The organism is Mesorhizobium sp. M0051 (assembly GCF_040323235.1).
GTDB lineage: Bacteria > Pseudomonadota > Alphaproteobacteria > Rhizobiales > Rhizobiaceae > Mesorhizobium.
In genome coordinates this window covers 137,558-150,507 of sequence record NZ_JAMYUT010000011.1, presented here as the reverse complement: position 1 = coordinate 150,507, position 12,950 = coordinate 137,558, and the positions used below count along the sequence as shown (strand labels likewise).

General features: G+C 63.9%; 10 protein-coding genes and 1 pseudogene. 2 read left to right on the top strand and 9 right to left on the bottom strand.

Annotation, left to right across the window (positions count from 1 at the left end):
• Positions 1-146: 146 nt before the first annotated feature.
• The 7 genes and pseudogenes from NKJ90_RS14130 to NKJ90_RS14100 all read right to left on the bottom strand — a co-directional run bounded on the left by NKJ90_RS14130 (position 147) and on the right by NKJ90_RS14100 (position 8,703).
• Positions 147-1,661 carry an ABC transporter ATP-binding protein gene (locus NKJ90_RS14130; RefSeq protein WP_023760897.1) on the bottom strand — a complete coding sequence of 505 codons (1,515 nt, stop codon included), beginning with the start codon at positions 1,659-1,661 and terminating at the stop codon, positions 147-149.
• A gap of 236 nt (positions 1,662-1,897) precedes the next feature.
• Entirely contained in the window at positions 1,898-2,929 is a 1,032-nt protein-coding gene (locus NKJ90_RS14125) for a BMP family protein (RefSeq protein ID WP_023760898.1), read from the bottom strand.
• A 119-nt stretch (positions 2,930-3,048) separates the two neighbouring features.
• Positions 3,049-4,254: a 3-oxoadipyl-CoA thiolase gene (gene pcaF, locus NKJ90_RS14120; protein WP_023760899.1), complete on the bottom strand. Its 1,206-nt coding sequence runs from the start codon at positions 4,252-4,254 to the stop codon at positions 3,049-3,051.
• 4 nt (positions 4,255-4,258) lie between these two features.
• Positions 4,259-5,050: pseudogene (locus tag NKJ90_RS14115) on the bottom strand (CoA-transferase subunit beta); the annotation flags it as partial.
• Entirely contained in the window at positions 5,047-5,904 is an 858-nt protein-coding gene (locus tag NKJ90_RS14110) for a CoA transferase subunit A (RefSeq protein ID WP_023760901.1), read from the bottom strand. The pseudogene NKJ90_RS14115 and the gene NKJ90_RS14110, both read right to left, overlap by 4 nt.
• A gap of 115 nt (positions 5,905-6,019) precedes the next feature.
• Positions 6,020-7,321 carry an NAD(P)/FAD-dependent oxidoreductase gene (locus tag NKJ90_RS14105; RefSeq protein WP_084025535.1) on the bottom strand — a complete coding sequence of 434 codons (1,302 nt, stop codon included), beginning with the start codon at positions 7,319-7,321 and terminating at the stop codon, positions 6,020-6,022.
• A 2-nt stretch (positions 7,322-7,323) separates the two neighbouring features.
• Entirely contained in the window at positions 7,324-8,703 is a 1,380-nt protein-coding gene (locus tag NKJ90_RS14100) for a glutamine synthetase family protein (RefSeq protein WP_023760903.1), read from the bottom strand.
• Positions 8,704-8,872: 169 nt separating this feature from the next.
• On the opposite strand from NKJ90_RS14100, the gene NKJ90_RS14095 reads away from it, so the two are divergent.
• On the top strand, positions 8,873-9,376 hold the full coding sequence (locus NKJ90_RS14095) for a hypothetical protein (protein ID WP_023760904.1): 504 nt from the start codon (positions 8,873-8,875) through the stop codon (positions 9,374-9,376).
• Positions 9,377-9,405: 29 nt separating this feature from the next.
• Here NKJ90_RS14095 and NKJ90_RS14090 read toward each other — a convergent pair whose 3' ends face one another.
• On the bottom strand, positions 9,406-10,158 hold the full coding sequence (locus NKJ90_RS14090) for a hypothetical protein (RefSeq protein ID WP_023760905.1): 753 nt from the start codon (positions 10,156-10,158) through the stop codon (positions 9,406-9,408).
• A 125-nt stretch (positions 10,159-10,283) separates the two neighbouring features.
• Between NKJ90_RS14090 and NKJ90_RS14085 the strand changes: the two genes are divergently transcribed.
• Positions 10,284-10,535, top strand: a complete 252-nt coding sequence (locus NKJ90_RS14085; RefSeq protein WP_156938590.1) for a hypothetical protein — start codon at positions 10,284-10,286, stop codon at positions 10,533-10,535.
• A gap of 5 nt (positions 10,536-10,540) precedes the next feature.
• Here NKJ90_RS14085 and NKJ90_RS14080 read toward each other — a convergent pair whose 3' ends face one another.
• Positions 10,541-12,607, bottom strand: a complete 2,067-nt coding sequence (locus NKJ90_RS14080; protein ID WP_023760907.1) for a 3-hydroxyacyl-CoA dehydrogenase NAD-binding domain-containing protein — start codon at positions 12,605-12,607, stop codon at positions 10,541-10,543.
• Positions 12,608-12,950 lie beyond the last annotated feature (343 nt).

Genomic DNA, 12,950 nt, shown 5'->3' with positions numbered 1-12,950 from the left:
CCCACAAGGAGGGGAACTCTCGGAGGCGCTGACCACGACAAAACGGCTGAAGTTTGGGCTCGGAAGCTGTGTGAACGGCGCGCGGCAGCATCCCCCTCGCCCTTGTGGGGAGGGGTTAGGGGTGGGGGTCAGCGCCGCCAGAAGGTTCATCTAGACTCTCCCCCCGCCCCGGTCATCATTAGGCCGAGCCGCGCGATCGTCGCATCGGCGCTGTCGAGCGCGCCGACGATGCGGCCCTCATACATCACAGCGATGCGGTCGCAGAGCACCAGCAGCTCTTCGAGATCCTCGCCGATGACGACGATGCCGCAGCCCTTCGCCCGCATGTCGAGGAATTTCTCGTGGATGAAGCGGGCGGCTCCGATATCAAGGCCGCGCGTCGGCTGCGAGACAACAAGCACCTTCGGATCGAAGGCCAGTTCGCGCGCCAGCAGCGCTTTCTGCAGATTGCCGCCGGACAGCGCGCCGGCGCGGGTCATCGGCCCGGGGCACCTGATATCATAGGCCTTGATCTGTTCTTCCGCGAAGGCGCGGATCGCATCCGGCTTGAGCAGGCCCCTGCTGCTGAAAGCGGCGGTGCCGATGCGCGGCAGCACCATCGAATCGGCAAGCGGCAGGTTGGTGACCAGGCCTGTCGTCATGCGGTCTTCCGGGATGCGGCCAAGGCCAAGCGCCTGCACCTCGCGCGGCGAGAAGCGTGTGACCTTGCTGCCGGCGATCGTCATCTGGCCGGCGTCAAGCACACGCGTCCCGGAGATCACCTCCGCCAAGGCACGCTGGCCGTTGCCCGACACGCCGGCAATGCCGAGGATCTCACCGGCACGAACGGCAAGCGACACGTCGCGCAGCGGCGTACCCGAATGATGCGATGTCGAGATGCCCTTGAGAGTGAGCACATCAGCACCGGGCGTCGATGGTCCCCGCGCCGGCGGCACGATCTCGTGTCCGCACATCAATTGCGCCATTGCGGCCGATGTCGTGTTGGCGGGGTCATCGACCCGACCGGCAACGCGGCCATGCCGCAGCACCGTGCAGCGATGCGTCAGCGCCCGCACCTCGTTGAGCTTGTGCGAGATGAAGATGATGCCGAGACCTTGCGCCGCCATCGAGCGCAATGCCGAAAACAGTCCGTCGACCTCGCTCGGCGCCAGCACCGCCGTCGGTTCGTCGAGGATCAGCAGCCTGGCGCCGCGAAACAGCGCCTTGACGATTTCCAGCCGCTGCTGTTCGCCGACCGACAGCGCCGAGACCGGCAGGTCCGGGTCAAGTGTGAGGCCATGTTGGCGGCCGATCTCTGCCAGCCGTGCCAGCCCACCGGCGCGGTCGATCCGTCCTGTCTTGCCGGGAATGCCGATCAGAAGGTTTTCCAGCACAGTGAGCCGCGGCGCGAGATGAAAATGCTGGTGCACCATGCCAATGCCGGCAGCCAGCGCGTCGGCCGAACTGGTGATCCGCACCGGTTGGCCCTGGATGAGAATCTCGCCGGCGTCGGGCGCATAGGCGCCGAACAGCACGTTCATCAGCGTCGTCTTGCCGGCGCCGTTCTCGCCCAGCAATCCGAGGATCTCGCCGGGAGCGACGCTAAGGTCGATAGCCTCGTTGGCCTTGACCGCGCCAAAGCTCTTGGTGATGCCGCGCATTTCGATGAGTGGGGCGGGCAAGGGCAAGGATGCTCCTGATCGGAATTGGAATCGACGGATGGGGCGGCGCTGCACCCCCCTCTGGCCTGCCGGCCATCTCCCCCTCAAGGGGGGAGATCGGATGTCACTTTCGGCCTTCGCCAATTTTCCGCCCTGAAAAAACAGCGCGTCAACGAAGCTGCCAATCTCCCCCCTTGAGGGGGAGATGTCCGGCAGGACAGAGGGGGGCGCCTAGCACCACCCCTAAAGGCCGGCCATCAATCCGAAACCGGCGTGTTTTCATCCACGTCGACGCGGAAATTGCCTTCCAGAATCTCGGCCTTCTTCTTCTCGACCAACTCCTTGACGTCCGCCGGCAGCGTCTTGTCGAACTTGTGGTAGGGCGCGAGGAACGAGCCGCCCTTGGCCATCCGCGAGAAATCGCCATAGTCCTGCGCGGTGAAGACGCCGGCCTTGACCAGTTTGATCGCCTGCTCGACCGTCGGATACATGTCCCAAACGGGACCGGTGATCACCGTGTCAGGGCCGAGGCTTGACTGGTCGGACATGTTGGAGATGGCGAGGATCTTCTTGTCCACAGCCGCTTCGATGACGCCGAAGCGCTCGGCGTAGATGACGTCGGCACCGGCGTCGATCTGCGCGACCGCCGCTTCCTTGGCCTTTGGCGGATCGAAGAAGGAACCGATGAAGGCGACCTTCTTCTTGATGTTGGGATTGACCTCCTTGGCGCCGGCGAAGAAGGCATTGACCAGCCGGTTCACCTCCGGAATGCCCATCGCCGCGACCGCGCCGATCGTGCCCGACTTCGACATCTTGCCGGCGATCATGCCGGCGAGATAGGCCGGCTCGTGGATCCAATTGTCGAAAACGCCGAAGTTGGGTTCCGCAGGCCCGGCACCCGAGCCGAACAGGAAAGCGGTCTTCGGGAACTGCTTGGCGGTGCGGCGCGACTCGCGCTCGGCGGCGAAGGCATCGCCCAGCACCAGCTGATAGCCGCCTTGCGCATATTCGCGCATGACGCGGCTGAAATCGGCGGTCTGTACCTTTTCCGACCATTTGTATTCGATGCCGAGTTCCTTCTCGGCCTTCTGCAGGGCGACATGGATCTGGTTGTCCCATGGCTCCTCGATCGGCGTGGCGAAGATCGCCGCCACCTTCAGCTTCTTGTCCTTGCCGAAGGCAGCGCCCGGCAGCATCGCTGCGGCCAAGCCAAGTGCGCCGAGTTCCAGCACGTTGCGCCGCGAAATCCCTTCGCGTTTTACCTGGACTCTATTCTTTCGATTTTCCATTGCATTCCCCTCTGTTCGACAGCCGTGTCGAGCCGGCTGTTCGTGAAAATATTCAGACGGGGAACTATGGAACGACGCTGAACTTTTGTCCACGCGGTCAAATTTGGCAAGGCCTGTGATCAAACCCGTTCGAGCGCGATCGCGATACCCTGGCCGACGCCGATGCACATGGTTGCCAGCGCAAAACGGTCGCCACGCTCGCGAAGTTCCAGCGCAGCCGTTCCGGATATGCGTGCGCCCGACATACCCAGCGGGTGGCCGAGCGCGATGGCGCCGCCATTCGGATTGACGTGCCCGGCATCCTCGGCGATGCCGAGCTGGCGCAGCACGGCGATGCCTTGCGAGGCAAAGGCCTCGTTGAGCTCGATGACGTCGAACTGACTTGGCGTCAGCCCGAGCCGGGCGCAAAGTTTTTGCGTCGCCGGCGCCGGGCCGATCCCCATAATGCGCGGCGCCACGCCTGCGGCGGCACCGCCAAGGATGCGAGCGATCGGCGTCAGGCCATATTTCTTGATGGCAGCCCCCGCGGCAACGATCAGCGCCGCCGCCCCGTCATTGACGCCCGAGGCGTTGCCGGCCGTCACCGTGCCGCCCTGCCGGAACGGCGTCGGCAGCTTGGCCAGCGCCTCGACGGTGGTGCCGGCACGAGGATGCTCATCCTTGGCGACGACAACCGCATCCCCTTTGCGCTGCGGGATCGTCACGGGGGTGATCTCCTTGGCCAGCCTTCCATTGGCTTGCGCGACGACTGCCCTGTCCTGGCTGCGCGCGGCAAAGGCATCCTGGTCCGCGCGGGAGATGGCGAACTCTTCCGCAACGTTCTCGCCGGTCTCCGGCATCGAATCGACGCCATACTGGCTCTTCATCAGCGGGTTGACGAAGCGCCAGCCGATGGTGGTGTCGTAGATCTCGGCATTGCGCGAGAACGCCGTGTCGGCCTTGGGCATGACGAAGGGCGCGCGGCTCATCGATTCGACGCCGCCCGCGATCATCAGTTCCGCCTCGCCGGCCTTGATGGCGCGCGCGGCAATGATCAGCGCATCCATGCCCGAACCGCACAGGCGATTGACGGTCGAACCCGGAATCTCCTTCGGCAGTCCGGCCAGCAACAGCGCCATGCGCGCAACGTTGCGGTTGTCCTCGCCGGCCTGGTTGGCACAGCCATAGACGACATCGTCGACCGCCTGCCAGTCGATGCCGGGATTGCGCTCGACCAGCGCTCTTAGGGGTATGGCGCCGAGGTCGTCGGTACGCACCGACGACAGCGAACCGCCGAAACGGCCGATCGGCGTGCGGATGTAGTCGCAGATATAGGCCTCGGCCATGTCCTGCAGCCTTTGCTTTTCCGGTTCCCTCATGCGCCGCCTTGGTGCGGGCCTGCAGGTCGCGCAATGTAGTGAGTTCGAGTTCGCTTGGCGCCGGTGTTTCGTCAAGCGCCTCGGCGAACTTAACCACCCAGCCACAGCTCTCCCGCACCTGTTCGCGTGTGACGCCGGGATGCAGCGACACGACCGTGAATTCCTTGGTCACGGGATCCGGTTTCCAGATGGCGAGATCGGTGATCAGCAAGGTCGGGCCAGCGGTGTCGATGCCAAGGCGTTGGCGATGATCGCCCCCCTCGCCATGGCCAAAGGAGGTGAAGAAGTCGATCTTCTCGACCATGCCGCGCTTGGTCTGCGCCATGGTGATGTAGGTTTCCTTCGACGAGGTCGCGATCTCCGGCGCGCCGCCGCCGCCGGGCAGCCGGGTCTTGGGGCGAAAATAGTCGCCGATGACCGTGGTGTTGATGTTGCCGAACTTATCGAGCTGCGCCGCTCCGAGGAAGCCGATCGAGATACGGCCGCCCTGCAGCCAGTAGCGGAACATCTCCGGCACCGCGACGGTGGTGACCGCGGTCTCGCACAATTCGCCGTCGCCGATCGACAGCGGCAGCACGTCGGGCGCGGTGCCGATCGTGCCGCTCTCGTAGATCAAGGTGATGTCAGGCGCGTGTGTCAGCCGCGCTACATTGCAGGCAGCGGACGGCGCGCCGATGCCGACGAAGCAGACATCGTCATTCCGCAGCGCCCGGCTGGCGGCGATGGTCATCATCTCGTTGGGGGTGAACGACAGCTCGCTCATGTCGGTTTCCTCAGATGCTCGACCCGCCCGGCGAAGTCGTCGGCGCTCTTCTCGATAACGTTGGCCTGCATCCACGCCTGGAATTTCTCGCGGTCGGCGGCGACCTCGTCCCATTCGAGATAGGCGGCATTGTCGCGCGCATAATAGCCATGCGCGTAGGACGGATGCGAGCCGCCGGGTACGACGGATATCGCAGCGATCGTCCAGCGCGGCAGCACGGTCAGGTTGGGGTGCAGATCGTCGAAATTGTCGACCACTTCCTCGACCGTCACCACCGCCCGTTTGGCCGCCAGCACAGCTTCCTTCTGGATGCCGATAATGCCTTCGACCAGTATATTGCCCTTCCTGTCGGCCTTCTGCGCATGAACGAAGGTGACGTCTGGCCGGATCGAAGGAACGGCCGCCAGCACCTCGCCGGTGAACGGACAAGAGACCGATTTGATGTTCGGATTGACCGTCGCCAGCCCAGTGCCGCGATAGCCGCGAAACACCGCGCAAGGCAGGCCGGCAGCACCTGCCTCATAGGCGTTGGCCATGCCGGCATGGCTGTGCTCCTCGACCTCGAGCGCGCGCGGATAACCGTTCTCGATGGCATCGCGGGCGCGCCGCAGCAGGCCAACGCCGGGATTGCCGAGATAGGAGAAGACGATTTTCTTCGCCATGCCCATGCCGATCATCTGGTCGTAGATCAGGTCCGGCGTCATGCGGATCAATGTCAGGTCGCGAAACCCCTGGCGGATCGCCTCATGCGCCGCCGCCGTCGGGATCAGATGGGTGAAACCCTCGAAGGCAGCGGTGTCGCCATGGTTCAAATTCTCCGCAACGGCCTGTTTGAGCGGCAGGAACTTGACCATCGCATCGGCTCCGGATTCAAAAAGGTCGTATTGCGAACACGTGTTTCGTATGTGCAGTTAGCATCTACTACATCAGGTTCGTCATCCTCGAGCGACGATGACACCGACGAAGTCCTCAATGCTTAATCCGATCACGCATTGCGTACCACAGCATCCCCAGCACATAGAGCGGACCGCGCAGCGCCGTGCCGCCGGGGAATGGCATTGGGGTCAGCGTCGAGAACAGGTCGAGCCGCGAGGCATCGCCGGTCATCGCTTCGGCCAGCAGCTTGCCCGACAGCGTCGACAGGATGACGCCCTTGCCGGAATAGCCGTGCGCGAAATAGACCTCGCCATAGTGTCCGACATGCGGCAGCCGCGATGTCGTCACCGACACCAGCCCGCCCCAGGCATGATCGATGCGGCAGTCCTTCAGCTGTGGGAAAGTGGCTTCCATATGCGGCCGCACGAAGCCGGCAATGTCGGCCGGCGGCGACGGCGTGTAGCGCTCGCCGCCGCCAAACAGCAGCCGTCCATCCGCCGACATCCGGTAGTAATTGACGACGAAACGCGTGTCGGATACCGCGACATTGGCCGGGATGACATTGCATTTGCCTTCCAGCGGCTCGGTGGCGACGATGTAGTTGCCGACCGGCATGATGCGACTGTTGACGCGCGGCTCCAGTCCGTTGAGCAGTGCATCGCCCGCCAGCACGACGTGTTTTGCCCGGACAGAGCCGTTTGATGTCGAGACCCGGATCGAAGGCTCGCGCTCCAGCCGCACGGCCACCGAATTCTCGTGGATGGTGACGCCGGCAGCAATCGCGGCGCGGGCGAGGCCGAACGTATAGTTCAGCGGATGCATGTGGCCACCAAGCGGCTCGTACATCGCGCCGTGATAGGGCGTATCGACCTTGCTACGTGCCTCCGCCGCTGACAGGATTTCGGCGTGCGGGAACTTCATCACCGTGGCCAGGCACTCAGCCTCTTCCTCGATCTCCCTAAGATCGGAGCCGTTGACCGCACCGACCAGATGGCCGGTCAGCCTGAGATCGCAATCAATCGCGTGGCGCTCGATGATTTCGAGCACCAGCCCGCGCGCCTCGAACGCAAGATCGAACAGCGCCTTTGCCCGCTCGGGCCCGTAGAGCCTGACCAGGCCCTTGGCGCCCTTGCGCAGGCCTGGGATCATCTGGCCGCCATTGCGCCCTGAGGCGCCCCAGCCGATCTTTCCGCCTTCGAGCAGCACCACCTTCAAGCCGCGCTCGGCAGCGTGAAGGGCGGCGGACAGGCCGGTGCAGCCGCCGCCGACCACCACCAAATCGGCGTCGACATCTCCCTGCAGGGCGGCGTGGTCAGGTGACGGATTTGCCGTCGCGACATAGTAGGATTTGCCGATATCCAAACCGGAATTAAAGCCCTCGGAATTGAAGCCCATCATCACACCTTGAGCAGCAGGTGGTCGCGTTCCCAGCTCGTCACCACGCCCTGGAACAGGTCAAGTTCGACGCTCTTGACGCGCAGATAGGTCTGGAAGAAATCCTCGCCGAGCAGCGCCCGCACCGGATCGCAAGCAGCGAAGCGGTCCAACGCCTCCTCCATGGTTTTCGGCAGCGTGCTTTTGATCTTGTAGGCGTTGCCAGACGCCTCGACCGACCGTGCCAGCTTCTGCTTGACGCCGAGATAGCCGGCAAGCAGCGAGCCGGCAATTGCCAGATAGGGATTGGAATCAGCACCCGGCAAGCGGTTCTCCACCCGCCGCGCGGCGCGACCACCGGCCGGCACGCGCAGGCCGCAAGAGCGGTTGTCGTGCGACCATTCGATGTTGGCCGGCGCACTGTGGTTCGGCCTTATGCGGCGGAACGAGTTCACGTTCGGGGCGAACAGCAGCATGATTTCGGGGACATATTTCTGCAGCCCGCCGATGAAATGGCCGAACATCTCGGTATCGCCATCATCAGTGTTGGCAAACAGCGTCTTGCCGGCCTCGTCGATGACCGACATGTGCAGATGCATCGAGCTGCCCGCCTGCGCCGCGATCGGCTTGGCCATGAAGGTGGCATGCATGCCGCTTTGCTGCGCGGATTGGCGCGTCAGCCGCTTGAACAACAACACCTTGTCGGCCAGCGGCAGCGCATCGCCATGCAGGAAGTTGATTTCCAACTGTGCCGTGCCTGACTCGTGGATCAGCGTGTCGAGCGGCAGCCCGGCCGCCGCCGCATAATCATAGATGCGGCGGATCACCGGCTCGAATTCCTCGAGCGCCGCCATGTCATAGGGATGCTGTACGGTTTCAGCGCGGCCATTGCTGCCGACTGGTGCGATCAGCGGCTGGCCGGGATCGGGATTGGGCGCGGTCAGATAGAATTCGAGCTCCGGCGCCACCACCGCCCGCCAGCCGCGTTGCTTGTAGAGATCGAGCACGGCCCGCAGCACATGGCGCGGCGAGGCCATCCATGGCCTGCCGTTCATGTGGAAAGCATCGGCAAAGACATAGGCCTTGCCGGCACCGGCGCCGGGCGCCAGGCAGAGCGTCGAAAGGTCCGGCACAATGCGCATGTCTGGGTCGGAATAGGCAAAACCCTCGTCGATCGAGCCGGAATAGCGGCCATCGATGCTGACCAGGAAGGCGCTGCTCGGCAGATAGAGCGCGCGGTCTTCCAGCGCCTGGAGGAACTTGGCCGTCGGTAGGGCCTTGCCGCGCAGGACGCCATTCATGTCGGGCACCAGGCACTCGACCTCGTTGATGCCGTGCTGGGCCAACCAGGCTTTGGGATCGTTGCGGCTGGAGAGCGAGATATTCGTGATTTGGTCAGGCATTTCGTTCATGTCCGTATCCGAGAGAGTATGGCTTGCGCGGCTACATCCGCTCCAGGTCGCAGCGTCATTTGGGCTGCATTGTCTCTGAGGCAGGCACGCATGGCGTCGTCGGCCAGCAGGCCGAGAATCGCTCTCTCAGTACTCCTTCGGTCCAGGCATCGCGGCCGATATGCTCGCCGACGCCAGTCTCGCCCGCACGGCGGGCCATGGCGTGCCCGTCCCCGGACCGGGCGCCTCTTACACGCAGTGCCTCCGCGAAGCCGACGCAATTCAATGCAGGTCCGAAACTCGCTTCGGGAAACAGCGCAATGGTCGGGCTGGCTTTACGCGTCAATTAATCCTCGTCATCCGGCCGGCGGATCATGCCGAACAGCGCGGGAGCGGAGAGCCGCAGACGAATGCGAAGCAGATCGGCAGCCAACTCATACTGCCGGCTTTCAAGATGGTCGAGTATATTCACGTGTTCGCGCAGCGATTGCTGCAACCGGAAGACATCGACGATGTCACGGTTGATGTCGGCCGCTGCTCGCTCTGGGTGCGGCGCAGACGCGAGAACTCGCGGGCAATGATCACCTTCGCAGACTGGTTGAAGACGGCCGGACCGGGAAACCAGCCCAATCATGGCCGGGAAACAGCAATGCCGCCGGGCGAGGCCCGGCGGCATCTTTATTAACTGGCTACCGCCGTTTCGGCGACGATTCGCTACGGCGTCGTTTCCGCTTCAATCGCGGCCGCCGTCTGGTCGATCTTATCGGCAAGGACGCCCTGGGCCCAGGCCGTGACCTCGTCGTCGACCGGCTTGTTGGCCATGTCCGTCAGCGCCGCGTCGAGCGATACATCGTCGGTGCCGACCGCTGCCGCCGTCGCCCCGTCATTGGCGGCGGTGACCTCTGCCTCCTGGGCAGTGATTTCGGCTTGCAGATCCGTTATCTTCCCAGGCAAGGCCGCCTGGTCTTCGGTCGACAGCGCGGCAATCTGCTCGGGCTTCAGCGACGTCAGCGCAGTCAACTGCGCATTCAGCGCATCCAGCTTGGCTTGGGCCGCTTCAGCCGCGGCCTGGGCGACCTTGGCTTTCGCGGACTGCGTCACGAAAGCCTGGATGGCAGCGAACTTCTTGCTCTTGGAGTTCATGTAAGCATTGATGTTACGCTGCAGCGAATTCAGCCGGCCAAGCTTGGCATGGATGTTCTTCTCCTTGGGCACGGACGAGACCTTTGTGGTCGTGTCGAGCGTGGTGTCGTCCGCTTCGGCCTTGGCCACCTGTCCAGGAGCGGACGACTTGCCGTGCGAAGCGCCGCTGTTGCCATGGCCGTTGCCATTGCCGCCACCGTGGCCATTTCCACCCCCATTGCCGCCGCCGTTACCGTGCCCGTTGCCGCCGGCTCCGGCTATCGCCGGAGACGCCAGGAGCGCCAACGCGGCAAGCGCCGCGAACAGAGTTTTTCGGTTTGTCATGATATCTCCTCGGGGAATCGCCACTCTTCGCCCAACCGCTAGCGACCGTCGTATGAGGAATTCCTAATTGTACAGAGTAAACTTTAGACAAATGCCGTCTCAATACGCGATCTGGAATCGCCGGCATGCGTAACCATCTGATATTTCAAAGGAATGTTCGACCATGGGCCGCCGTGGCACTGAAGTCCCATGCCGATCGGACCATAGTCTTGGCTACCGACCGGCAGCACGGAAAAGTCGTGGGGCAGTCTATCGCAAAGGCGCTGAAACAAAGAGCCTGGCGCCCAAATCATGGTCTCGGCCGATGCTCTCACCGCAAATCGCTGGCCGGCCTGTTCGCACGCTTCGTCGAGATCATCGACGCGCGTATCCGCTAAGTCCGCTATCCCTCGGCTTCCCAGGAACCGGTCTCGGCCATTCGCCTGAGCAACGGGGCCACGCGGAACACGTCCTTGCCAGTCCGCTGATGCCAGTACTCGAGCCGCTCGACGATCCTGGCCGCACCTTCGAGATCGGCCCAGAACATGGGGCCGCCCTTGCCGACGGGAAATCCATAGCCGTTGACCCAGACGACATCGATGTCGGACGCGCGGGCCGCGATCCCTTCCTCCAGGATCTTCGCGCCTTCGTTGATCAGGGGATAGAGCGTGCGCTCAGTGATTTCTTCCGCACTGATCGCGCGCGGAGCGATGCCCTTTTCGTCCGCCTTGGCGCGGATCAGCGCCTCGACTTTCGGGTCCGGAACCGGTGTGCGCGAACCGTTCTCGTAGAGATAGAACCCCTTGCCGGTCTTCTGGCCGAACCGTCCTTGCTCGCACAGCGTATCGGCGATGACGGCTGTCAGGCCGCGCGCCTTGCGGTTGCGCCAGCCAATGTCGAGTCCGGCGAGATCGCTCATCTGGAAAGGCCCCATCGGCCAGCCGAAATCGGCAAATGCCTGGTCGATCTGGCGTGGGGTAGCGCCTTCCAAAAGCAGCGCTTCCGATTCCAAGCCACGCGCCGCCAGCATGCGGTTGCCGACGAAGCCATGGCAGACGCCAACGACGACAGCCACCTTGCCGATCCGCCGCGCCAGGTCGACGACGGTCGCCAGCGCATCGGGCGCGGTCCTCTGCGCCCGCACGATCTCCAGCAGCTTCATGACATTGGCCGGCGAGAAGAAGTGCAGGCCGACCACATCCTGCGGGCGCGAGGTCGAGGTGGCGATTTCGTTGATGTCGAGATAGGAGGTGTTGGTGGCGAGGATCGCACCGGGCTTCGCCACCGCTTCGAGCTTGCCAAAGACTTCCTTCTTGACCGCCATGTCTTCGAACACCGCCTCGACGATCAGGTCGCAATCGGCGAGATCGGCATAGTCGGTGGAACCCTTGAACTGGGCGAGCCGCTGCTGCTTGGCGTCGTCGCTTAGCGAACCGCGCGTGACGGACACCGAATAGTTCTTGTCGATGGTTGCCAGCCCGTGCTGCAGGGCTTCCTGGCTGGTTTCCAGGAGGGTGACGGGGTAGCCGCCATTGGCGAAGGCCATGGCGATGCCGCCGCCCATCGTGCCGGCGCCGATGACTCCGACGCGGGCGATCCTGCGCTTGACGATGTCCTTCGCCGAAATTTTTGCCGCCTCACGTTCGGCGAAGAACAGATGGCGCTGCGCTCGCGACTGATCGCTGCCGACCAGTTTCACGAACAGCGCACGCTCAGCAGCCAGCGCCGCGTCGAAGGGCAGCGTGACGGCGTTGCGCACCGACAGCGCACAGGCGACCGGCGCCTCGAGGCCGCGCGCCTTCCTGGCGAGGTCCGCGGCCTCGGCGTCGAGAGCCGCGAGGTCGGTCTCTTTGAGCTCGTCATCGCGATCGCGCACCGGGGTGAAGGGACCACCCTTTCGGGCTATTTCCCTGGCGAAGTTCACGGCATGCGTGGTCAGATCGCCTTCGAAGACGGCATCGACCAGGCCGGCTTCATGCGCCTCGGCCGCGCCGATCGGCGCGCCGGAAACGATCATCTTCAACGCCTTCATCGCACCTACCAGGCGCGGCAGCCGCACCGTGCCGCCGCCGCCCGGCAACAGGCCGAGCTTGACCTCGGGCAGGCCGAGCTTTGCGCCGGCGTCGGCAACGCGGAAATGGCAGCCGAGCGCCAATTCCAGCCCGCCGCCAAGCGCGGTGCCATGAATGGCGGCGACCGTCGGCTTGGCGATGGTTTCCAGCGTTGCCACGATGGCGCGCAGCTCGGGCTGCTGCACCGGCTTGCCCAATTCGGTGATGTCGGCGCCGGCGACAAAGGTGCGGCCGGCACAAGCGATGACGATGGCGGCGACCGAAGCATCATCCCGCAAGCCGACCAGCGCCTGCATCAGCGGCTCACGGACATGAAAGCTCAGCGCGTTGACCGGCGGATTGTCGATGGTGACGATGGCGACATCCCCACCCCGGTTGACCCTGAGGAAATCGGACACGCAAAACCTCCCAGCAATGGTGAGCGGCTTGCGGCCGCGCGATCGGGATTTACAGCGCCTCGACGCGGATGGGAACCGGCTGCCTGGCTGGCATAATGATTAGCCGTTCGAGGTGCCTGGCCGCCATCATCTCCGAAGTAGCGATCCTTCACACCCCCTCTGCCCTGCCGGGCATCTCCCGCGCAAGGGGGGAGATTAGCAGCTTCTGCGTCTCGCTCACTTAGCAATGTTGGATATTGGCGAAAGCCGCGATAATGGCCGATCTCCCTCCTTGCGGGGGAGATGTCCGGCAGGACAGAGGGGGGTGCTGTCCCGCCAACGTCCCATGTCGTGCGCCCATCAC

What these genes read in the sequence shown, in the direction of transcription:
- NKJ90_RS14125 (WP_023760898.1), bottom strand. Translation starts at nt 2,929, where the DNA reads ATGGAAAATCGAAAGAATAGAGTCCAGGTAAAACGCGAAGGGATTTCG.
- pcaF (WP_023760899.1), bottom strand. Translation starts at nt 4,254, where the DNA reads ATGGCCGAGGCCTATATCTGCGACTACATCCGCACGCCGATCGGCCGT.
- NKJ90_RS14110 (WP_023760901.1), bottom strand. Translation starts at nt 5,904, where the DNA reads ATGGTCAAGTTCCTGCCGCTCAAACAGGCCGTTGCGGAGAATTTGAAC.
- NKJ90_RS14105 (WP_084025535.1), bottom strand. Translation starts at nt 7,321, where the DNA reads ATGGGCTTCAATTCCGAGGGCTTTAATTCCGGTTTGGATATCGGCAAA.
- NKJ90_RS14100 (WP_023760903.1), bottom strand. Translation starts at nt 8,703, where the DNA reads ATGCCTGACCAAATCACGAATATCTCGCTCTCCAGCCGCAACGATCCC.
- NKJ90_RS14095 (WP_023760904.1), top strand. Translation starts at nt 8,873, where the DNA reads ATGCTCGCCGACGCCAGTCTCGCCCGCACGGCGGGCCATGGCGTGCCC.
- NKJ90_RS14090 (WP_023760905.1), bottom strand. Translation starts at nt 10,158, where the DNA reads ATGACAAACCGAAAAACTCTGTTCGCGGCGCTTGCCGCGTTGGCGCTC.
- NKJ90_RS14085 (WP_156938590.1), top strand. Translation starts at nt 10,284, where the DNA reads ATGCGTAACCATCTGATATTTCAAAGGAATGTTCGACCATGGGCCGCC.